Source organism: Pseudarthrobacter sp. N5 (assembly GCF_050157035.1).
Taxonomy (GTDB): domain Bacteria; phylum Actinomycetota; class Actinomycetes; order Actinomycetales; family Micrococcaceae; genus Arthrobacter.
This window is the reverse complement of the sequence record NZ_CP189593.1, coordinates 1,311,444-1,332,640: the sequence shown is the minus strand read 5'-3', so window position 1 is coordinate 1,332,640 and position 21,197 is coordinate 1,311,444. Positions and strand designations below refer to the sequence as shown.

At 63.0% G+C, this 21,197-nt stretch carries 24 protein-coding genes; 13 read left to right on the top strand and 11 right to left on the bottom strand.

Annotated elements, in window-relative coordinates; translation table 11 throughout:
- The first annotated feature begins 3 nt into the window (after nt 1-3).
- From ACQCST_RS06625 to ACQCST_RS06590, 8 genes are all read left to right on the top strand, one after another.
- On the top strand, nt 4-537 hold the full coding sequence (locus tag ACQCST_RS06625) for an alpha/beta fold hydrolase (RefSeq protein ID WP_426998503.1): 534 nt from the start codon (nt 4-6) through the stop codon (nt 535-537).
- Nucleotides 477-893 carry an antitoxin MazE-like protein gene (locus tag ACQCST_RS06620; protein WP_426998502.1) on the top strand — a complete coding sequence of 139 codons (417 nt, stop codon included), beginning with the start codon at nt 477-479 and terminating at the stop codon, nt 891-893. Before ACQCST_RS06625 ends, ACQCST_RS06620 begins: the two co-directional genes overlap by 61 nt.
- Nucleotides 890-1,255, top strand: coding sequence for a type II toxin-antitoxin system PemK/MazF family toxin (locus ACQCST_RS06615; protein WP_426998501.1), 366 nt, complete (start codon nt 890-892; stop codon nt 1,253-1,255). The genes ACQCST_RS06620 and ACQCST_RS06615 overlap by 4 nt, the downstream gene beginning before the upstream one ends.
- A complete protein-coding gene (locus ACQCST_RS06610; RefSeq protein ID WP_426998500.1) occupies nt 1,176-1,937 on the top strand; it encodes a GAF domain-containing protein in 762 nt (253 codons plus the stop codon). The genes ACQCST_RS06615 and ACQCST_RS06610 overlap by 80 nt, the downstream gene beginning before the upstream one ends.
- Before the next feature lie 559 nt (nt 1,938-2,496).
- Entirely contained in the window at nt 2,497-2,910 is a 414-nt protein-coding gene (locus ACQCST_RS06605) for a hypothetical protein (protein WP_426998499.1), read from the top strand.
- Nucleotides 2,911-2,932: 22 nt separating this feature from the next.
- Nucleotides 2,933-3,508, top strand: coding sequence for an HNH endonuclease (locus tag ACQCST_RS06600; protein WP_426998498.1), 576 nt, complete (start codon nt 2,933-2,935; stop codon nt 3,506-3,508).
- A 182-nt stretch (nt 3,509-3,690) separates the two neighbouring features.
- A complete protein-coding gene (locus ACQCST_RS06595; RefSeq protein ID WP_426998497.1) occupies nt 3,691-4,095 on the top strand; it encodes a (deoxy)nucleoside triphosphate pyrophosphohydrolase in 405 nt (134 codons plus the stop codon).
- Nucleotides 4,088-7,072: a DEAD/DEAH box helicase gene (locus ACQCST_RS06590; protein ID WP_426998496.1), complete on the top strand. Its 2,985-nt coding sequence runs from the start codon at nt 4,088-4,090 to the stop codon at nt 7,070-7,072. Before ACQCST_RS06595 ends, ACQCST_RS06590 begins: the two co-directional genes overlap by 8 nt.
- 265 nt (nt 7,073-7,337) lie before the next feature.
- Here ACQCST_RS06590 and ACQCST_RS06585 read toward each other — a convergent pair whose 3' ends face one another.
- Entirely contained in the window at nt 7,338-8,750 is a 1,413-nt protein-coding gene (locus ACQCST_RS06585) for an amino acid permease (protein ID WP_426998495.1), read from the bottom strand.
- 53 nt (nt 8,751-8,803) lie between these two features.
- Nucleotides 8,804-9,901, bottom strand: coding sequence for a histidinol-phosphate transaminase (hisC, locus tag ACQCST_RS06580; RefSeq protein WP_426998494.1), 1,098 nt, complete (start codon nt 9,899-9,901; stop codon nt 8,804-8,806).
- 93 nt (nt 9,902-9,994) lie between these two features.
- Here hisC and ACQCST_RS06575 point away from each other — a divergent pair, with 93 nt between their 5' ends.
- The gene (locus tag ACQCST_RS06575; protein WP_426998493.1) at nt 9,995-10,498 is read left to right on the top strand and encodes an Lrp/AsnC family transcriptional regulator; all 504 of its coding nucleotides are present in this window, start codon (nt 9,995-9,997) and stop codon (nt 10,496-10,498) included.
- A gap of 120 nt (nt 10,499-10,618) precedes the next feature.
- Complete coding sequence (locus ACQCST_RS06570) at nt 10,619-12,277, top strand: thiamine pyrophosphate-binding protein (RefSeq protein ID WP_426998492.1); 1,659 nt, start codon at nt 10,619-10,621, stop codon at nt 12,275-12,277.
- On the opposite strand, the gene ACQCST_RS06565 is transcribed toward ACQCST_RS06570, so the two are convergent.
- Nucleotides 12,198-12,656 (bottom strand): PfkB family carbohydrate kinase, encoded by a 459-nt coding sequence (locus tag ACQCST_RS06565; protein ID WP_426998491.1) that lies wholly within the window; start codon nt 12,654-12,656, stop codon nt 12,198-12,200. The two genes, ACQCST_RS06570 and ACQCST_RS06565, sit on opposite strands and share 80 nt — an antisense overlap.
- Between ACQCST_RS06565 and ACQCST_RS06560 the strand changes: the two genes are divergently transcribed.
- Together ACQCST_RS06560 and ACQCST_RS06555 are read left to right on the top strand one after the other, a co-directional pair.
- Nucleotides 12,645-12,830 carry a hypothetical protein gene (locus tag ACQCST_RS06560; RefSeq protein WP_426998490.1) on the top strand — a complete coding sequence of 62 codons (186 nt, stop codon included), beginning with the start codon at nt 12,645-12,647 and terminating at the stop codon, nt 12,828-12,830. The two genes, ACQCST_RS06565 and ACQCST_RS06560, sit on opposite strands and share 12 nt — an antisense overlap.
- A gap of 88 nt (nt 12,831-12,918) precedes the next feature.
- Nucleotides 12,919-13,557 carry a hypothetical protein gene (locus ACQCST_RS06555; RefSeq protein WP_426998489.1) on the top strand — a complete coding sequence of 213 codons (639 nt, stop codon included), beginning with the start codon at nt 12,919-12,921 and terminating at the stop codon, nt 13,555-13,557.
- Nucleotides 13,558-13,793: 236 nt separating this feature from the next.
- On the opposite strand, the gene ACQCST_RS06550 is transcribed toward ACQCST_RS06555, so the two are convergent.
- The 8 genes from ACQCST_RS06550 to ACQCST_RS06515 form a co-directional block, all read right to left on the bottom strand.
- The gene (locus tag ACQCST_RS06550; protein WP_426998488.1) at nt 13,794-14,174 is read right to left on the bottom strand and encodes a VOC family protein; all 381 of its coding nucleotides are present in this window, start codon (nt 14,172-14,174) and stop codon (nt 13,794-13,796) included.
- A 447-nt stretch (nt 14,175-14,621) separates the two neighbouring features.
- Complete coding sequence (locus tag ACQCST_RS06545; protein ID WP_426998487.1) at nt 14,622-15,884, bottom strand: type II toxin-antitoxin system HipA family toxin; 1,263 nt, start codon at nt 15,882-15,884, stop codon at nt 14,622-14,624.
- Nucleotides 15,881-16,138 (bottom strand): helix-turn-helix transcriptional regulator, encoded by a 258-nt coding sequence (locus ACQCST_RS06540; protein WP_426998486.1) that lies wholly within the window; start codon nt 16,136-16,138, stop codon nt 15,881-15,883. Before ACQCST_RS06540 ends, ACQCST_RS06545 begins: the two co-directional genes overlap by 4 nt.
- Before the next feature lie 153 nt (nt 16,139-16,291).
- Nucleotides 16,292-16,792 carry a mycothiol transferase gene (locus ACQCST_RS06535; protein ID WP_426998485.1) on the bottom strand — a complete coding sequence of 167 codons (501 nt, stop codon included), beginning with the start codon at nt 16,790-16,792 and terminating at the stop codon, nt 16,292-16,294.
- A gap of 219 nt (nt 16,793-17,011) precedes the next feature.
- Nucleotides 17,012-17,332 carry a GYD domain-containing protein gene (locus ACQCST_RS06530; protein ID WP_426998484.1) on the bottom strand — a complete coding sequence of 107 codons (321 nt, stop codon included), beginning with the start codon at nt 17,330-17,332 and terminating at the stop codon, nt 17,012-17,014.
- A gap of 326 nt (nt 17,333-17,658) precedes the next feature.
- The gene (locus ACQCST_RS06525) at nt 17,659-18,426 is read right to left on the bottom strand and encodes an amino acid ABC transporter ATP-binding protein (RefSeq protein ID WP_426998483.1); all 768 of its coding nucleotides are present in this window, start codon (nt 18,424-18,426) and stop codon (nt 17,659-17,661) included.
- Nucleotides 18,423-19,406 carry an amino acid ABC transporter permease gene (locus ACQCST_RS06520; RefSeq protein ID WP_426998482.1) on the bottom strand — a complete coding sequence of 328 codons (984 nt, stop codon included), beginning with the start codon at nt 19,404-19,406 and terminating at the stop codon, nt 18,423-18,425. The genes ACQCST_RS06525 and ACQCST_RS06520 overlap by 4 nt, the downstream gene beginning before the upstream one ends.
- Nucleotides 19,407-19,412: 6 nt before the next feature.
- Nucleotides 19,413-20,195, bottom strand: coding sequence for an ABC transporter substrate-binding protein (locus ACQCST_RS06515; RefSeq protein WP_426998481.1), 783 nt, complete (start codon nt 20,193-20,195; stop codon nt 19,413-19,415).
- Nucleotides 20,196-20,801: 606 nt separating this feature from the next.
- Between ACQCST_RS06515 and ACQCST_RS06510 the strand changes: the two genes are divergently transcribed.
- The gene (locus tag ACQCST_RS06510) at nt 20,802-21,110 is read left to right on the top strand and encodes a hypothetical protein (RefSeq protein WP_426998480.1); all 309 of its coding nucleotides are present in this window, start codon (nt 20,802-20,804) and stop codon (nt 21,108-21,110) included.
- Nucleotides 21,111-21,197 lie beyond the last annotated feature (87 nt).

Below are 21,197 nucleotides of genomic sequence, written 5' to 3'. Positions count from 1 at the left end.
GCCATGGAACCAATTCGGGTCATCCTTCTTCCCGGGAGCGTGCTCCCCGCCCAGCCCGCCTACGGTGCTCTGATTGAGGCATTGGGACCGGACGTCCACGCCGTCGCCAAGGACCTGGAACTCTATGCGGGCGACGATCCCCCGCCGGGCTGGAGCCTGGACACCGAGATCGACGGCGTCCTCCGCGAAGCCCGCGAACGCGGCTGGGAGACGTTCCACCTGGTGGGATACTCGGGCGGCGGCGCCGCGGCGCTGGCCTTCGCCGCCAAACACCCCGGGCGCCTACTCAGCCTAACCCTGCTGGAAGCTGCGTGGGCCGGGAACTGGGACTGGAGCCCTGCCCACGGCGAACTCTGGAAGCAGTACGAACAGCTGGAAGCACTGCCGCCCGAGCAGTTCATGCCCGCCTTCATGAGGCTGGGAGTGAAGCCCAACATCGTCCTCCCGCCACCGCCGCCCGGTCCCCGCCGCCGTGGATGGCCAAGCGACCTGCCGGCATTAAGGCGTTTCTGGAGACGTTCAAAAGTTACGACCTGAGCCGGGCACGGCTCGCCGCATTCGATAAGCCGGTGCTGTTCGTCCTCGGCGGCCTTAGCAACCCGGACGATTACGGCGAGGTGGCCGACAGGCTGGCCGCGGTCTTCCCGGACTTCCGCCTTGAGGTGTTCCCGGACCGCCACCACTTCGATCCCCCGCACCGGATCGAGCCAGAACGGCTGGCTGGGTTGCTGCGCGAGCACTGGGAGCGGGCGGTTCAGATGTGGGTACCTGATGCGCGCACGGAAGAGTTCAGGCGTGAGGCCCAGCGCCAATCGTTGGCTGTTGCCGCCTCCGACCGGTCCGGCGGCGACCAGGACTTCATAGAACAGATATCGGAAGACTGGCCCGAGTGAATCGTGGCGAGCTGTGGACGGTGTCGGGTGGAACATATGCGCAAAAACCCAGGCCAGCGCTCATCATCCAGGATGATCTGTTTGCGGCGTCAGAGTCGATCACCCTTCTGCCTGTGACATCCCACCTCACGGACGCCCCATTGCTGAGGCTGACGGTCGACCCCGGACAGCTCACGGGTCTTGGCCGGGTCAGCCAGATCATGGTGGACAGGCTCACAACAGTGCGTCGCGCCAACCTGGGGCAGCGGATAGGCCGAATCGATTCCAAGACAATGGTGGCAGTTGAGCAATCGCTCGCCGTCTTTCTCGGCCTGGCAAGCTGGCATCAGCCCGGACCAGCACCGCCCGCGGCACCTGCATGACGTCGCCGACGTGCTGGAGCTGCGGCGGGAGCACCGGATGCAGCAGGTCATGCCGGCGCTCAACGACCTTCTGGCCGACGATTCCAGTTCCGGCCGGCACCTGCTGGTGCTCACCGACGCCCGCGGCGAAATCCTGTGGAGGGTGGGCAGCCCGGAGGTGCTGCGGCGGGCGGACCGGCTGGAGTTCTCCGAAGGGGCGGACTGGTCCGAGGCCGGCATCGGCACCAACGCGATCAGCGAGGCGCTGGTCACCGGCCGGCCGGTACAGCTGTTCTCCGCCGAGCACCTGGTCCGCACCCACCATGAGTGGGCCTGCACGGCGGCGCCCATCACGGACCCGGCCACGGGACGGCTACTGGGCGTGCTCGACGTCTCCGGACCGCTGGACACCATCAGCGCGGACACGCTACGGATGGTGCGGTGCGCGGTCCGGGTGGCGGAGTCGCTGTTGGGAAGGCCCGACGGCGGGACGTCGCCGGGTGGCTTTTCTCCCGTCCGTGCGTCCCGGCAGGCGGCCCGCCAGCCGGTTGCGGCCGTTGAATCAGTGGAGCTTCTTGGGGACAGGCCCGCCGCGGTGTTTGCTGATGGGAGCCGGGTGCCGCTGACGCTGGCCCCGGGCGGAAATCCTGGCGCTGCTGGATTCGCGTGCCCAGGGCTGGACCGCCGACGAGCTGGCCTATGAGCTGTACGGGGACGCGGGCACGCCGCAGGCCATCCGCACGGAGATGTTCCGGGTCCGGTCGATGCTGGGCGATGCCGTGGAGTCGAACTTGCGCCAAAGCTGGGAAGAACTTGCGGAGACCTTGACGCAGCGCGGTCAGAATTGCCACCATCGCCGTGCCTTTTTGCTTCAAGCCACGGGGTTACGCTCGGCGAGCAATTTCGCATCATCAATATGGGGGCAATAAATGAATACAATTTTTCGCAATGAAGCGCCGAAGCCTGCCAACAATGAAGTTGGCCACGTGGTCCGGACTTCGCCGCGGTCACGCATTTCCCGACGGCAAGTGGCCGGTGGAGCTCTCGCGGTCGCCATGGTCATTTCAGCCACGGCCTGCGGAGGTCAATCCGCGGCCTCTAGCAGTACTTCCCTTGCCAGCGAGTCCGCATCCGCGACGGCAACGCCGACACCCACTCCAACCGCCCCGGCTTCTTCCGCATGCCTCACCGAGAATGCGACCGAAAAGTACCTGCCGAAGATCTTCATCTGCACCAAGACCGACGCCGGAAAACTGCTGTGGTTGGAGCAGTCGGAATCGAAACGGGTAACGGACACGCGTGCGGCAGCGGCGGCGAAGGTCGCGGCAGAGAAGGCGGCCGCAGACAAAGCAGCGCAAGACGCCGCTGCCAAGGCCGCCGCAGAGCAGGCCGCTGCGGAGACGGCCCGTCAGGAAGCTGCTGCCGCAGAAGCCGCCCGCCAGCAGCAAGCCGCGGCAGCCGCAAAAGTCCCGGCTCCCGTGCGGCCTGCCGCCCCCGCAGCGCCGTCCGGATGCGACTCGAACTACGCGGGAGCGTGTGTGCCCATTGCATCTGACGTCGATTGCGCCGGAGGGAGCGGCAACGGTCCTGCGTATGTGAGGGGACCTGTCACCGTCGTTGGATCTGACATCTATGGTCTCGACAACGATCGAGACGGTGTCGGTTGCGAAAGGTAACCAGCGAGGTTGGGGACACTCGATGATGGAACTGAAACGCGTCTACTGGAGCCGAAAGGCTTTGCGCTTGGCATATGTGGCCGCAATGATGTGGCTCGGAATCTCAGTCTTCCTGGCCCTCATGCCAAAGCCGACAGTAGTTTCCGGGACGGGGATTTCCTCGGTGACCGAGGCTCTGCGCGGAATGCTCGAAAGCGTTCTGGCTGTGTCTGCACTGCCCGGCGCATTTCTTGTGGTCCTGGTCATCGTTGCTGCCGTTATTCACGGCCAAGACGTCCGACGCCGGGACCCGGTAAGACGTTTCAGCCGCCAGCAACGTCGCGAAGGCATGGGACGAGCTGCCGGCCTGTGTGAAATGGAGGCAGGATTCCGGCGCCGTTGCTCCCGGCCCGCCGAGCACGGCGACCATTTCTACCCCTGGTCCAAGGGCGGATCCACCAGCCTGCAGAACTTCGTCGCCGCCTGCGCCAGGTGCAACCGGGCAAAGGGCGCCAGGATTCCTTCCCCAGGCCAACAGGAGCGGATAGAACGACGACGGCGGGATTACGTTGCGCCCGACGGTTCGGTCAGAGTCGGCGAACGGCAGCCGCTTCCTTAGACAAAGCAAGGGTTCAGCTTGTTGAAACCTCGGGTTTCGACGAGCTCAACCACTAGGGATGCACAGACTCAATCTTCCGCGAAAGCCCCAACTGCTTGCTGAGCTTCCGCCCGACCCACGCCCACTTGAAGCTATCTCCGGCACCGAGCCCCCTAGACTAGAACCGACGAAGCGAGGTAGTTGTGGCAAAGCAAATCAACGTGGTTGGCGCCGTAATTCTTAGAGACGGTCTGGTTCTCTGTGCCCAGCGCGGCGAGGCCAGTGCTCTCGGCGGCATGTGGGAGTTCCCTGGCGGAAAGATTGAAGCTGCTGAGACGCCCCGCGAAGCCCTTGAGCGCGAAATCGTGGAAGAGCTTCACTGTCAAGTAGAGGTGGGCACCGAAGTTACCACTACTGTCCATAAGTACGACTTCGGCATCGTGAGTCTCACGACCTTCTACTGTGAGCTCGTAGCCGGAGAGCCGCGCCTTACCGAGCATGCGGACGTGGTTTGGCTTAAGCCGGAAGAACTGGACAGCCTGACATGGGCCCCAGCCGACATTCCTGCCGTAGACATTATCAAAGGTGCTTTTGCCAGGAATGGCTGATTTCATTTGGGACTCCGCGCCGCTCGTCCTTGAACAAGATGTCCGGTTTGGATACCTGAATCGCTCGGTTTCTTCGCCGAGGCAATTCAGCCCCGAGATTATATTCAACACCAAGGGCAACACGATGCTGAGAGTCCTGCGTCAGAATCTCAGGAAATGCACCTCTTTTACATTCTCGGTGGCTTTTGTGTCCCCCCGCGCCATCGCTCTTCTCAAACAAGAACTTGCCGAGTTCAGCGGCACAGGCCGCATCATTACTTCTGACTATCTGGGCTTCAATTCACCCGATGCCTTCTCCGAGCTGCTCAATTTGTCGCGGCCAAACAAGCTTTTCCGGGCCTCCATCGACGTCCGACTGCACCATCGCAGCGACTTCCACCCCAAGGGATACGTCTTCCATCATTCGGACAACGTCACTGCGATCCTCGGAAGTTCAAATTTGACTGAGAATGCTCTTGTCAAAAATCACGAATGGAATCTCAAAGTTGCCGCCGCCCATCGTAGCGACCTCGCGGGCCAACTCCACGAACTTCTGAGTAGCGAAGTCCAGAATTCAGATGTCCTCACGGCCGAATGGATCGAACAATATCGCGAGGTGTATCAGTCCCCTCGGATGGACCTCCGTATGGGAAGTCGAAGAGGCCTCCGCCGCCCCGCTGCCCCGTCGGCCGATGGGGCCGAAGTCGAACCGACATCATTACCGATCGATAAGGACCTACCCCTCTTAAAGACCGTTGTTCCAAACTCGATGCAGCAGGCCGCATTGGCGGCCATCCAAACCATGAGATTGGATGGAAAAGACAAAGCCCTCGTAATCTCCGCCACGGGAACAGGCAAGACAATCCTATCCGCACTGGATGTACGCCACGTGGACCCTCAACGAATGTTGTTCGTTGTGCATCGAGAGCAGATTCTGGACAGGGCCATCCAGGAATTCCAGCTAGTGCTCGGAGCCAATGCCGCGGACTTCGGCAAACTGGCAGGTAGATCAAGGAACCTGCACACGAAGTACGTTTTCGCCACAGTCCAGACTCTCTCTCAGCCCGAAGTCATGAAAGAACTAGCACCGGATGCCTTTGACTACATCTTGGTGGATGAAGTCCATAGAGCAGGAGCGGAGAGCTATCGCCGGATACTGGATCATTTCAAACCAAAGTTCCTTCTAGGTGTCACGGCCACGCCGGAAAGATCCGATGGGATAAACATCTATGAGATATTCGATTTCAATGTGCCGTACGAAATCCGCCTCAACCATGCCCTAGAGGAAGACATGCTGAGCCCCTTCCATTACTACGGGATTGCGGACGTTGAATTTAGCAATGGGACGGCCCCATCGGAGCCGCACTGCCTTGCCAGGCTAACGAGTGATGACCGCGTCAGTCACGTTCTGGAGGCGATCGCACTGTACGGACAGGCCGGAGTGGCACCTCGGGGATTGATTTTCTGCAGTCGAAAGGATGAAGCTGCAAGACTTTCCGAACAGCTCAACCAACGAAGTCTGCGTGGACGGCCGCTGAGGACCGTTGCGTTAACGGGTGAGGACTCTATCGCGCGACGCGAAGAACAGGTTGTTCGTCTCGAACGTGGCGAACTCGACTACATCCTGACAGTCGACATCTTCAATGAAGGCGTCGACATTCCGTCCATTAACCAGGTAATAATGCTGCGGCAGACTCAGTCTGCGATTGTCTTCGTCCAACAGCTTGGCCGCGGGCTACGAAAGCACCCCGACAAGGAATATGTGGTGGTAATCGACTTCATCGGAAACTATGCCAATAATTATCTGATTCCCATCGCATTATTTGGAGACGAATCCCTGAACAAGGAGTCATTGCGACAGAACCTCATCGCCGCCGAGGAAAGTGGGGTTCTTCCGGGGCTCTCGAGCGTGCGATTTGATCGTATTTCTCAAGAACGTGTTCTGCAATCCATCGTGGACACCACGCTCGACAAGTTGCAGAACATTAAAGCTGCTTTTGAAGCGCTGAAGAATCGTCTTGGTGGTAATCCTCAGCTCATGGACTTTTACAGATTTGAGTCTGTGGATCCGGTCCTCCTGGCAACCAGGGACGACAACTATCCGGCTCTCGTGTCCCGCTTAACGAAAACCTCAAGTGGTATCACCCCGGCCCAGAACTGCTTGCTGGCACTCCTGTCCTACGAGGTTCTGCCTGCGAAACGGCTACATGAGACTGTCCTGCTGAGAGAACTCCTGAAGGCAGGACAACTCACGATTGCAGAAATGGCAAGCATATTTACCCGGCATGGGATAGCAGCAGATCTCGCACATGTGCGGAGCACGGTCCGGTCGCTCACGTTGGACTTTAATACCGACAGTGAGCGGAGCAAGTACCTTGCGGCCGTGAAATGGCTTGATGACGAAACTGTCGGACTAACACCTGAGCTCGACGACAGCTACAGCTCCTCGCAGTTTTTTTCAGCGAGCGTGGATGACGTCCTCGACACCGCGTACGCGCTCATATCTGACAGGTATGCGGACGGGGATCCCTTCATGGTGGGGAAACAGTATTCCCGAAAGGATGCAAGCCGCCTTCTCTGCTGGCAGAAGAACGTTATGTCCACGATCTACGGATACAAAGTGGATCGTCCCACGATGAGCTGCCCGATCTTCGTCACTTACCACAAGTCGGAGGGCGTCACGGCGAGCATCGATTACGGCGATGAACTCCTAGACCATTCCACAATGCGATGGTTCACCCGTAGCCGACGCCGTCTGACGAGTGGCGAAGTAATTCCTATCGTTGACAACAACGTCGCACTCCACGTGTTCATCAAGAAAGATGACAACGACGGCGCCGATTTCTTCTATCTCGGTAGGGCGCGGTCCCAGGATGCGGTTGAAGCGACCATGCCAAATGACCCGAAGTTGAGCGTGGTGCAGATGGACTTGAAATTTGAAGTTCCGGTCTTGCCGGAGATCTACGACTACTTTAAGGGCCCCCTCACATCTGAATGAAACTAGGGCCGCGGCATTGGACCTTGGGAAAGTTCCTGTCTGGTATTTGGCCAGCCCGCATACGCGGAAGGCCAAACTAATCTAAAACGCAACCCGGCCTTCCCTCCGCTCAACCCCCAACTGGTGGGTCGGTAAATTCCGGCAGGCCCCAGTTCAAAACAGTCAGCATGCTCAGCCTGGCATGAGTTACCAAGGGCGCGCCCGGCCGAGCCGGACGCGCCCTACCTGTGCATCAACCCTACGAAAGGGTTCATGGCGATTTGATTCAGTCGATGAGCACCGGCTGCTTGGCACCATCCGAGGATTCGACCACGGGCGCAACCTTCCCGGGCCGGTGGTGGAGCCAGTTCGCCACCGCCAGGAGCGCAACGAGCGCGAAGGTGCTCAGGAGCTGGGGACGTGAATCCTCGCCGATGAAGCCCACCGTGAAGATCGCCGCGAGGATGAGCAGGCCAAAGCACGTGAGCCACGGGAATCCGGGCATCCGCAGGGGAAGGACCGTTCCCTCGCGGTCGGCGCGGAGGCGCAGCGCGAGCTGGGCCAGGAGCGCGGACGTCCACACCAGCAGGCAGGTCGAGCCCACGATGTTGAGCAGGACGGGAAGGACCTTTTCGGGGAAGGCCAGTTCCAGCACAACCGTGACCACACCGAAGGCAACGCTGGCCAGGACCGCGACAACCGGGACGCGGGCCTTGGACACGGAGGCAAGCAGGCGCGGCGCCTCACCGCGCTCAGCCAGGGAGAACGCCATCCGTGACGCACCGTAGAGGTTGGCGTTGAGGGCGGAGAGCAGTGCAGCTACGGCTACCAGGGTGATGGCAGTGGCCGCACCGGGCATGCCGGCCGCATCCAGCACCGCGGCGAACGGGCTCTTCAGCCCCGCCGAACCCACGGGAACCACGGCCGCGATAACGAAGATCGCACCGATGTAGAAGACCAGGATGCGCCACAGCACCGTCCGGACTGCCTTCTTCACACTGCGGGCCGGCTCTGCGGTTTCAGCTGCCGCAACCGAGACGATCTCGGTGCCGCCGAATGCGAACGCCACCACGAAGAGTGCCGTGGCAATACCGGCGAAACCGCTGGGTGCGAATCCGGCACCGGTGAAGTTGGACAGGCCCGGCGACTGGACGCCCGGCAGCCAGCCGAAGAGCAGGGCGGCGCCCACTAGGAGGAACACGACGATTGCCGCCACCTTGAGCAGGGCGAACCAGAACTCGAACTCGCCGAAGTTCTTCACGCTGGTCAGGTTCACGGCGGTGAGCACCACGATGAACACGAAGGCCATCAGCCACACCGGCAGGGCGGGGAAGATGGTGGCAAGCAGCCCAGCCGCACCGAGTGCTTCCGCGGCAATGACCACCACGAGCTGCAGCCACCAGAGCCAGCCCACCGTGGCACCGGCCACCGGCCCGTAGGCCTTGGCGGTGTAGACGGAGAAGGCGCCGCTGTCCGGGTTGGCGGCGGCCATCTCGCCGAGGGCCCACATCACCAGGATGATGAGGGTGCCGGCGACGAGGTAGGAGATCAGAACGGCCGGACCGGCCGCTTGGATGCCCGCGCCGGAGCCGATGAAGAGGCCCGCGCCGATGGCGCTTCCGAGGCCCATCATGGTGAGCTGGCGTGGTTTGAGGGCGGCGCCGAGTGGGCGGGCAGACGTCTTTGTCTGTTGTTCCATGGGGATTCCTCTGGTTGTTGGTGGAACGGGTTGGGGTTTAAGGTCTGTCGGTTTCAGGCTGCGTGGGCTTCGAGAAGCCGGAGCACGCGGTCGTTGGAGGCGGGGTCGGCAACGGTGATCCGCACGCCGTCCCCCTGGTACGCCCGCACCAGGATGCCCGCGCCGTCGAACGCGTCCACCAGCCTCGCCAGGAGGCTCTCATCCGTACGGATCCACAGGAAATTGCCCTGGCTCGCCTGCAGTTTCCAGCCTTGGGCTTCCAGCTGGACCGCCATCCGGGCGCGCTCCTGTTTGACGGCGGCCACCCGCGCTTCCATCTCCTCCCCCGCGTCCAGCGATGCGATGGCCGCCTTCTGGGCCAGCGCGCTCACGGAGAAGGGAAGGGCGGTCCGGCGCAGTCCCTCAGCGATCGCCGGCGCCGCCACGGCGTATCCCACGCGGAGGCCGGCGAGCCCGTAGGCCTTGGAGAAGGTGCGCAGGATGCAGACGTTCGGGTACTGGCGGTAAAGCGTCAGGGAATCGGGGCCGCTGCCCGCTTCGGCGTATTCCACGTAGGCCTCGTCGATCACCACGAGGATGTCCGGGCGGACGGAGCGCAGGAACGCCTCGATGCGTTCGTGGCTGATCGGCACGCCCGTCGGATTGTTGGGAGTGCAGAGCAGGATGACCCTGGTGCGCCCGGTGACTGCAGTGGCCATGGCATCGAGGTCGTGACCCTCGGCGTCGTCCAGCGGGATGCGGACCGGCCGGGCGCCGGCCAGCTCAATCAGGATGGGGTAGGCCTCGAAGGAGCGCCACGCGAAGATCACCTCATCCCCGGCGTCGCACAGTCCGGTGATGATCTGCTGGAGGACCCCCACGCTGCCGGGTCCCATCGCGATCTCCCCGGCGGTTACGCCCAGGTGCCGGGCGATCCGTTCGCGGAGTTCGACGGCGGCCATGTCCGGGTAGCGGTTCATCCTGCCGGCCGCTTCGACCACCGCAGCGGTGGCTGCGGGCAGTGGGTCGTAATGGCTTTCGTTGCTGGCAAGGGCGGCGATGTCCGTTCCGGCGCTGCGCCGGCCCGGGACATAGGACGGAAGTCCGGCCACAGCGGCACGAAGGGTGGGTAGCGCGGTTTCGGGTGCGGTCAGAAGCTGATCACGGGTCATAAGGACCGATCATGATTGTGACCCGGCCCACATTGCAAGATAGGCTCTGATGCTTGGGACTTCTGCTCAACTTCTACTGTGTGTGGTGAAAATATGACCATCGCGAACTCTCGCACCCTCGATTCCCTCGACGGCAGGATCATCATGGCCCTCGACAAGGATCCCGAGGCCAGCGCCCTGGCACTTTCGCGGACGCTCGGCGTCGCACGGAACACGGTCCATGCCCGGTTGGCGCGGCTGGAGCGCAGCGGCGCCCTCCGCTCCTTCAGCCGGAGACTGGACCCCGCCGCGCTCGGATATGAACTGATGGCCTTCCTCTCCCTTTCGATCAGCCAGACCCGGACAGGTGCCGTGGAAGACGGGCTCGCCGCGATCCCGGAGGTCATCGAGGTGCACGCCACCACCGGGGACGCGGACCTCATGGCCAAGGTGGTGGCCCGCAGTACGGCCGATCTTTACCGCATCACCAACCAGATCCTGGAAATCGAGGGGATCCAGCGGACCAGCACGGCCATTTCCGTGCTGGAACTCATGCCGCCCCGCTACGACGGCCTCCTGGCGCGGCTCTCCGAGCAGGAATCCCGCCGTTCCAACTAACTACGAGTGATGCACACCACAAGTGGGCAAATTTTCACTTCTACGGGCAGTCCCCTGCCAAATATCCCAACCAAACTCGGCTCTCTTGTCTATCCGTGAACTACGCCACAAGATTCCTGCATGACTTCACTTACCGTCTCCGGCCGTGTGGCGCAGGTTCTCAGCAGCTATGTCAGCGATGTGTTCGGCGTCATGGGCAACGGGAACGTCTACTTCCTGGACGCCGCAGAGAAGCAGGGCCTCCGCTTCTCCCCCGTCCGGCATGAAGGCGCCGCCATCGCCGCGGCTGACGCCTACTACCGGGCCTCGGGACGTCTCGCGGCGGGCACCACCACCTACGGCCCCGGCTACACCAACGCGCTCACCGCCCTTGCCGAGGCGGTCCAGGCGCAGATCCCCGTAGTGCTGGTCACCGGGGACGCTCCGAGCAGCGGCGCCCGGCCGCAGGACGTGGACCAGACGGCCATCGCCGCCGGCCTCGGCGCGGCCACCTTCACCATCACCCGCGACGCCGCGGGCTCCATCACCCAGCAGGCGGTGGAGTACGCACTTACCAGGCGCACCGCCGTCGTCCTCGCCATTCCCTACGACCTCGCCGCGCTCGAGGCTGCGGAAGAGGAACTTCCGGCGCCGCACGCACCGAAGGTGACGGACGACGTCGACGGCGGCCTTGGGCAGGCAGCCCGCCTGCTCGCCGGGGCCAAGCGGCCGCTGATCCTGGCCGGCCGGGGTGCGCATCTCGCCGGAGCCGGTCCGGAGCTCAGGGAGCTCGCCGACCGCCTGGGCGCGCTGACTGCCGGAACCGCTCTGGCGCTCAACCTCCTCCAAGGCGACGGGTACCTCGGCGTCGCCGGCGGCTTCGGCACGGACACCGCGGCCGGGCTCATGGGCGAGGCCGATGTGGTCCTGGTGGCCGGGGCGAGCCTGAGCCCCTTCACCATGCGGTTCGGGCACCTGCTCGGCCCGGACAGCACGGTCATCCAGATCGACACCGCCCTGCAGCCCACGCACCCCCGGGTGGATCTGTTCGTCAGTGCGGACGCAAAGTCCGCCGCCGGACGCCTCCTCCGGATGCTGGATGGTGAGGCTTCGGCGGAAGCCTGGCGGGCGGAGGCCCGCAGGCGTCTGGCCGAGGGACCGGGCCACGATGCAGGCTCCCCGGAGACCCCGGACGGCCGGCTGGACCCGCGCTCCCTTGCCACTGCCCTGGATGCAGTGCTGCCGGAGCGCCGCTCGGTGGTCCAGGACGGCGGGCACTTCATCGGCTGGGCACCCATGTATTGGCACATCCCGCGCCCGCAGGACCTGGTGATGGTGGGCACCGCCTACCAGGCCATCGGGCTGGGCCTTGCCAGCGCCGTCGGGGCAGCCCGTGCAGTGGAGGACGGCCACACCCTGGTGCTGGCCTCCGGCGACGGCGGTTTCCTGATGGGCCTGTCCGACCTCGAATCGCTCGTCGGTGCGGCGAGCAGCGCCATTGTGGTGATCTACAACGATGCCGCCTACGGAGCCGAAATCCATCAGTACGGCTCCCAGGGCCTGACGGAAAAACCGATGCTGATCCCCGAGGTGGACTTCAGCGGCATTGCCCGCGCGCTCGGTGCCGAGTCGGCGATCATCCGCTCGCTTGCAGACCTTGCTGCCCTTCAGGACTGGATCGACGCCGGCGCCAAGGGAACCTTCGTGGCCGACTGCCGGATCACCTCGAGCGTCCGGGCCCCGTGGCTGAGCGAGTGGATGAACGCCACGCGGGCTGCGAAGGCGGCTGTGGCGGGCTGATTACGCCAGGCTGGTAGTTGATAAAGCGGCCTTTGTTGGCGGGCCTGGAAACGGGTCTTTGCGGACGTCTGCAGATGGCATCCACCGCAGAGTTGGCACCCGGGATGACGACGATGGTGTTTTCGTCGTCGCCCGCTATGTAAATGAGGGCCAATCCTGTGGGTCCGTGAACAGCCCGGACGGCGCTGATGTCTACCTCCGAGGCTTCCAGGTGTTCCGTGGCCAGCGCCGCGGTTGAATCGCTTCCAACCGCGCCGATCAGGCACACGGTTGCTCCTAATCGAGCCGCAGCAAGGGCCTGGTTGGCTCCCTTCCCGCCGGGCAGCAGTGTGATGGAATTGCCCAGCAGCGTCTCACCCGGCAGGGGGTGGCGCTCCATGCGGAGACTGCATTCGGAGCTAAAGCCGCGGCAACACGCATTGCGCCGCTACAGGAACTGCGGGCCGGCGACGCCCAGGCCGCCGTGGAGGTCTCCCGCAGGCACGTGGACGTGCTTCACAGGACGATGTTCATGGGCCTGACTGAGGACGGAGCCGGCGACGCCCCTGCCTGATGCCACACCACCAGCGCAGCCCCGTGTTCGATCGTCTGGATGGCGGCAGCGCGCCGACACCGCCTCGTTTGCGTGAAAGTATTCACTTATGACTATCGATGGCGACACCGCCAAACTCCTGGCCTTCATGGACTCCCACGGTATCGACGCCTCGACTGAAGCTAGTCGCGGCTGGGTTTCCATCGGCGCGATTATTGTCGATGCCTCCCTGCAGCGACGCCAAAACTACGAGTCAACAGTGAAGCCGCGCGTTGACGCTCTGGTTGTCGCATGGCCAGATGCAAGGACCACGAGTGGGTTCCGGAAACGTCTGGGTACGGGAACCCTCTCGGAAGTCATAGATTGGCCATCGCCGGGCCGCCTTGCTCAGATAGACGACCTAACGTGCGTGCTTGAGGATCAGGGCATCGAAACTGTAGAGGAACTCCGAGCCACACTCACTGACCCTGCAAGAAGGCCGGTGCTTCGTCGTGCCCTCGCAGCTGTACGTCATGTGAGCCCCAAGACGCTGGATTACATCGACGTTCTCAGCGGACTCTCAACGGGGGTTGCTGTTGATGTGCGGATACGCAGAGTGGCCGAGGCCGCCGGCATCGAGGACACCTCTTACGCCAACATGTCGGCCGTGATCCTCGCTGCTGCAGACTCACGAGGGTGGCGCGCTGAGAACCTGGACGCTGCCCTGTGGCATTTCGGTATTGAGAGCGCCCCGGCATCATCCCCCTAAGGAGTCCAGAACTCGTGCCGCGGCCCCGCGGCGCATCGCTCTGATCAGTCTCCTTCGATCGTCCTTTCCGTTGTCGTCGTATGCCGCGGATACCAGGCGCACTAGCCATTCAGGGCGGCCGGTACAACTGTGAGGGGAGCGCAGCGGCGAGCGCCGACGTCGTTCTCTTTCAACATGAACGCCGCGCCGCAGCTTCTTGTGGTGCTCGCCGCGTTGCTCCGCTGGGGCGTTGGTTGTTACGGGCGCTGGGCGATGTTGAGAATGTTGCCTTCACTGTCCAGGAACCAGGCGGACTTCCCCCAGTCCGCAGTGGCAATGCCGTTCTCCGTCTTCAGGCCGGGAAAATCGTAGTCTTCAAAGACAACGCCGCGGCCCCGCAGGTCCTCCATCTCGCGTTCGAGGTTGTCCGTTGCCCAGCCCATCTGGGTGTTCTTGGCTGACCCTGCATTCTCTGTCTGGTAAACGAGGAAGCCCGTTCCCTTGCCGGCGCGGTACATCAGGCTGCCCTCCTCCACGGACTCGGAAGGTTCCAGCCCCAGCTTGTCCCGATAGAAATCCTTCGCCCGGTTGATGTCCTTCGCGGGAAGGACAGCCATGATTTCTAAATCCTTGAACATGATGATTTCCTTTGTGCATTGTTCTCTCGCTGATGGCGATGCTCTCCCCCGCTAGCGGTTCCGGAACGTCTTTTGTCCCGGGGCCGCGTGACCGCCCGTTCCGCCGACCTGCCGGGCGGTCACCTGGGACTCTGCAACGCCCCCGCCAGTCATCATCGGCGCGAGGATCCCCGAAGCCTATGTGGCCATTATGGAACCGATTTGTGCCTAAGGAAATAGGGGATTTCTATCGCCTTTCTGGGGTGTGCGCAATCGCCGCGCCCTACCCCTGCTCGGGGTTCAATCCATTGGCGTACGCGGCCTGCCCCACGCGCCGGAAGCGGCAGGACAAGTCGGCCCACATATTCCTTCGAGGTCCAGACCTCACCGAAACCCATGTGCCGTCGAGGCGGCGGGCGGTGCGTATCGCCGTGCTACGGGACTAAAGTGCTGTGCCGGAACGGTTGGTCACGCCGTCGAGCCGTCCGGTGCCTGCTGACGCCGGGCAGTGCGCCCGGCGAGCAAATCGGAAGCCCTGTCGACGACAAGAGCCGGCAAATGCTCCAGCCCCTCGGATACCGCCACATGCGCATTGGCGGCAGCCATGAGGACCTCACCCACGGCCGTGCGGGCCGCTCCGGGGTCCATCCCCCAGGTGACGCCCTCGCGAACCAAGTGGTCGAGGGTGATGTAGTTCAACCGGCCCTGGCCCGCAACAGAATGCCCGGCGTTGGAGCTCCGCGCATACAGGAGCAGCGTGGGCGCGGCATCGTAGAGAGGCGCCAGCAGAACCTCTCCTGTCTCGCGGATCAGCACCGAATAGTTTTTGGAATGGGCGTCACCATTGCCGATCAGGACGTTGAAGGCCACAGCCTTCAGAAGATCAGCCTTGAAGGACGCCGGGGTTCGTGTGTGCGGCGAAGCGGCTGCGGCCACCTGCGCAAGGCGGGACGGTACCGCCGTCGACTGGTCATACTTCGCCGCGGAAGCGAGCCCGAGGACCTGCGTGAAATCCTCCTGGTGAATTCTGACGTGTTCTTCAGTGCGGTCGTACCGCTCAACCACCAAGGCGTCCCTCTCGCCAAACCGGTCCATCCGCGTTTTGGCCGCGGAAAGGCCTGCGGCCCGGGCAAGTTCCAGCGCCCAATGCTCAGCGGCCAGAAGGTGGGGAATGGGCGAATCAGGAGGGTCAGGCTTGATGATGTGCGTGGATGCCGCGCCCCGGGCCGGCAAGTACCAGCGGCCGGCCTCGCGGGACAGCAGGATCTTGGATTGAACACCACCCAGGGACGTGGTGATGGCGAAGTTCTCCGGCAGATCCCACGTGGGCAGGGACTCAACGGCAGCTACGACTTCCGCCTCCGACATAGGCAGCAATTCCCCGGACCCAGCAGGATCCACGCCTTCAGGAAGAACCTGCACCGCTCCGGCGCAGTCCGCACCGACGGCCGCAAGGAGAGCCTTGATGTCCGTGGAGGCAACCTTGTGCAGATCAGCCAGATGCGCCCGCACCTGACCCTCCGGCAGCAGTCCGTCGAAGAAGTTCAGGACCGCCGGGCCAGTGATGGGTTTCACCTGCAGCGGCAGGGACAGCGACAGGAGAGCAGCCCCGGCACCATATTCAGCGACGACATCCGGCAGGTATTCGAGCCGGGGACGCAACGAGGTCCCTGTGAGCCAGGCAACCGGCCGCCCGTGAAGCCAGACAGCGAGCCGTCCGGTGCGCGTCACCGCTTTACATCCAGGCGGGAGAACCTTGGGATGAGGGCAACGTCCCGATCGAGGGCACGCACAGCCGCCATCGCGGTTTCGAGCGACACGTTCTCACCCTGTTCCAGCCGCACAATTGTATGGCGGCTGGCATTGATGAGTTCGGCCAAGCCGCTCTGCGTCAATCCGCGTTCTTGCCGTGCCACCCGGACGGAGGCCCCGAACGACTTTGCGTCCACGGCCCGAAAAAACGGAGTCTCAACCGGGTGTTCCATATCTTCACCATATCAAGATATCCAGCCAAATGGTGAAGATCATGAACATTTGATAGTTATCGGGGAATGTTCAACATCTTCACCATGCCTTCATCTCGCCGATTCTGTCTGGCCACGACGGCGGATCTCACATCGGCAGCGCGACAGTAGCTGTCAGGGGTTCAAGCCCTTGGCGTACGCGGCCTGCCCCACGTGCTGGAGGCAGTCGGCGATGGTGCTGACGAGCCGCACGCCGAGGGTGACGGGCGGGTCCCACCGGGTGTCGACGATGCGGTCCAAGTCCTCGTCGCCGAGCGTCTGCAGAAAGTCCACGGTCTGCCGGTGAACGGCGTCGTAGTATTCGAGCAGCAGCGCCGGTGGGGCCTTCACCGAATCGACTTTGTCGCTCGAATGACCGTACCCGGTGTCACGCTCGGGAAGCGGCAGGTCGAAGCGGCCCACAAACCCCTGAGAGGTCCAGACCTGTTTTAGGCCGGCGGCGGAGGCGACCTGAGCGTCCTCCACCCGGCCAAGGTGCCAGATCAACCACGCAATCGAGTTTCCGGTGCCGGCGGGCCGGCGGACCAGAACCTCGTCGTCCACCCCTTGAAGGGTGGCGGCCACGGTCTCGCGGATCCGGCCGAAGGAGTCCAGCAGCAGTTCGTTGGATTTCATCGAGTCTCCTCACTGTGCATTTTCGGTGAGCCCATGCTCGCACGGAAGCTACGCCACCGGAACCCGGTCGTTGCCCCGGGCCGACGGCGTTGCGATACTTCACACATGGCTCCCGTCCCTGCCACCTTCGCCGGGGACGTTGTCAATCAGCCGGCCCGCGTCCAGTTCGAGGCATTCCTCAATGAGCGGCTGGCGCAAGATCAAAGGCGCCTCACCGCACTACTGCCCGGGGGCCCGGTATGACGGCGTCTTTTTGGCTGCTTCGTCGATGTCTTCCGGCGTCATAAGCGGCTTCAGACGCACGTTCACGTTGCCCGTCGAATTGATCATCAGAGAAAGGGCTGCGGCGCCCGACTGGTCCGGGACATCAAAGACGCCCACGACGTCGGTGTCCCCGAAGGCGTAATAGAAGCTTTCAAGCGATCCGCCCACGGAATTGAGGGCGTCGACCAACGCGGCACGCCGCTTCGTGCCGCCTTCGCGCATGAGTCCCTTGATTCCCTCGCCCACGTAATTCGCTTCAAACAAATACTTGGTCATGGTCTTTCCCGTTCCGTGATGTCCAGGACGCGGGCACCCGAGGGTGTGCCTGACACACGTGGCGGAGGGTCCTGGAGCGGTCCCCGGAGTGGGGCCGTGCGCACAGCGTAGGCTCTCTTCCGCCCACTGACAACGGCCGCTTCAAACTCCGCGGGCGGCAGGCACACCTGCACCATGATCGCGATCACCGCTCACGGGCTGTTCGCCTGCCTCACGCCGAATAAGCCAGGTAAGTTCGGAGAAGGACTCCGGCGATAACACACTTCGCGGACCTCCAGCTCGGACGGGCCCGCAAGGTGCCAGATACTGGTGCCGGGCAGCCGAAGCTACAGAACCTTGGAAAGAAACGCCTTCGTCCGCTCATGCCGGGGGTTGCCAAGCAATTCGCGGGGCGGGCCAGACTCAACCACCACGCCGCCGTCCATGAAGGCGATGGAATTCGCCACTTCCCTGGCAAACCCCATCTCATGAGTCACCACAATCATGGTCATCCCGCTCGTTGCCAGTTCCTTCATCACATCCAGCACCTCACCCACCAGCTCCGGGTCCAGGGCACTGGTCGGTTCATCGAAGAGCATCAGCTTGGGGTCCATGGCAAGCGCGCGTGCAATGGCCACACGCTGCTGCTGCCCCCCGGACAGGTGCGCCGGATAATGGTCCGCCTTGTCTCCGAGTCCCACACGCTCCATGAGCTCCATGGCACGCTGGGTGGCCTTCGCCTTCGGAATGCCTTTGACCCGCATGGGTGCCTGGCTGATGTTTTCCAGGGCCGTCATATGCGGAAACAGGTTGAAGCGCTGGAACACCATCCCGATGTCCCGGCGCTGGAGCGCTGCTTCCTTGGGTTTGAGCTCGTGGAGCTTGTCGCCTTTTTGCCGGTACCCCACCAGCTGGCCTTCCACGAAGAGGCGGCCGGCGTCGATTCTTTCAAGGTGGTTGATGCAGCGAAGGAAGGTGGACTTGCCGGAGCCGCTGGGGCCCACCACACACAGCACCTCCCCGGCCTGGACTTCCAGGCTGATGCTGCGCAACACCCTGTTGAAGCCGAAGCTCTTGGACACCCGGTCCGCACGAACCATCGGTGTGGTGCTCATCCCTTGCCTCCCAGCTCATTGCCCAGCGGCGCGCCGGTAACTGCGGTCACCACAGGGTTAGTTCCCGACGTCGGCCCTGCCTTACGCCGCCCCGTGCCGCGGGAAAAACGCTTCTCAATAAAGTGCTGTCCAACCATCAGGACCGAGGTAAAAAGCAAGTACCAGATCGAGGCAACAATCAGCAGCGGCACCGGTGTGAACGTGACGGCCGAGATGCCGCGGGACACCCCGTAGAGGTCCACGCTGAGGGGGATCGCGGCCACCAGCGACGTCGTCTTGAGCATCGAAATCACCTCGTTGCCGGTGGGCGGAATGATGATCTTCATGGCCTGCGGCACCACCACATAACGCATGGTCTGCCCCCAAGACATCGCGAGCGCCGTCGAAGCCTCCTCCTGGCCCTCATCCACGGACAGCAGCCCCGCACGGACGATCTCCGACATGTAGGCGGCCTCATTCAGCGCCAGCCCGATCACCGCGGTGACGAAGAGGTTTGTGAAAACGCCGTTCGGAACGGTGATCCACGGCGTCATGAACGGCAGCCCCACCGTGAACACGGGGTAAATGAGCGACACGATGCCCCAGAACACCAGCTGGACGTACACCGGTGTCCCCCGGAAGATCCACAGATACAGCCACGCCACACTCTTGACCACCGGATTCGGCGACAGCCGCATGATGGCCAGGAGCAGCCCCAGGATGATGGCGGCGATCATGGAGTAGACGGTCAGCGTCAACGTCACCCATGCCGCCTGGCTGATCCGGCGGTCGAAGATGTACTTGCCCACCTCCGCCCAGCCGTAGTCCGGGCGCTGCGAGGCGTCCACGATGAAAAGCGCCAGCAGAAGCACCAGCACGACGGCGATCGCCATCCGCCACGGGTGACGCAGGGGAACCGCCGTGATGGCTTCCCCCTGCGTTTCAGCTCCGTCTGACGCGGAGTCCGCCCGCTGCACCGCGGCGGGGTTGGGAACAGTCACTGGCGGCTAGCCTTTCGACGACGCCACGTTGAGCGCCGCCGTCTTGATGCCGCCGCTTTCCACGCCCCACTTGGACAGGATCTTGTGGTAGGTTCCGTCGTCGATCAATGCCTGCAGGGCCTTTTGCAGCACCGGGGTGAACGCGCTGCCCTTGTCCACCGGAATGCCGTACGGCGCCACTTCAAAGGCGTCCCCGGCAGTCTGCAGCTTGTCCTTCGTCTGGGAGATCGCATACAGCGTGACCGGCGAGTCCGCACTCATCGCGTCAACCTGCCCAACCACAACCGCGTTGGTGGCCTGGTCCTGGGCGTCGTACTTGAAGACGGTGATGGCGGGCTTGCCCGCATCCGTACAGGCCTTGGACTTGGCCGGCACCTCATGGGTGTCCTCGTACGTGGTGGCCTGGACGGCAACCTTGAGCCCGCAGGCATTGTCCGGGTCCACGGTTTTGCCCTTGGGCGATGCCCACTGAATGCCTGCCGAGAAATAGTTGATGAAGTCCACCTGCTTTTCACGTTCCAGGGTGTCCGTGAACGAAGACATCCCCATGTCGTCTTTTCCGGCCTTGACGGCGGGCAGGATGTTGTCGAACGTGCCAACGTCAAAGTTGACCTTCAGCCCGAGCACCTGACCGAGCGCCTTGGTGAGATCCACTGACCAGCCGGCCGGGGCGCCGTCGGAATTCTTGAATTCGTTGGGTGGGTAATTGTTGGCCATTCCGACATTCAGGACGCCTGCCGACTTGATCTTTTCCGGCAGCAGAGCCGCAATCGATTCATTCTTTTGCACGGAGACTTCCGCGGAAGCAGACGTTTTATCCGCGGCTGCAGGAGCAGTATTGTCAACGCATCCTGAAAGCAGGAGTGCCGTTGCGGCAGTGAGGGCTGGAAGTACGTATCTGTTGCGCATTGGATCCTTAGTTTGGTTGAAGCTGAAGGTCCGGCACCGCAAATGCTCCTGGGTGCGCGTCAAGCTACGCCTCTATTCATACGCGAATATCTCGGGAACACGGCTTACCCTCAGCGAGCCGTCGCCACGAATCCGAAAAGATACGGCTCGCCGAAGGAGCAATCGTCAGCGCGGCCAACGCGGCCGGGTTCTATGGGCATGCCCTCGGCTTCAAAGCGGCCTTCGGGCGCACAGGGCTGCGCTGCGGGAACAGCGACGCGGTAAGCATCCGGCGAGTTTGGCCCGCTTGCGAAGTGAAAGAACCGGTCCGTGATCTTTTCACTTAGCTCATGAACTGAACTACGAACTCGATGTTCCGGTCATCGGCATTGGGCAGGCGTCCATCCTGGCGGCTTCGGCCAACGGCAGGATGTTCGGGATGGCTACCAGCACACCCCTCATGGGCTTCCGCCCGGCAGGCACCGTCGCGCGAAGCTGCCGGCTGCCATGACAATTTCGCGTCAATCCATGCCCTCGCCGATGACCAGCCCCAGCGTGGAGATCTGCATGTCGTCCAGATGCTCCTTCAGGCGCGCGATCATCGCAGTGAAGTCCGGGCGTGATCTGAACTCGTCGATCGCCGGGTGGGATCCGGATGTGGCGGCACCGGCCCCGGATCCGGAATGGGCAATGGCCCTGGTGCCGGGTTCGGATCCGGGGCAGGGCCAGGCGGAAACGGGCTGGTTGGATCCGGAGAGCCGGGGGTGGGGCCCGGCTCCGGCGGAAACGAATCGGGTTCGCGTTGCGGTGGAATAGTCATGGTGCCCCCTTGCAGTGGTAGCTCGGTTCCGCAGAAACGGATGGCGAGATCAGGATACGTCTCGGGTCTGCTGAATAACAGGG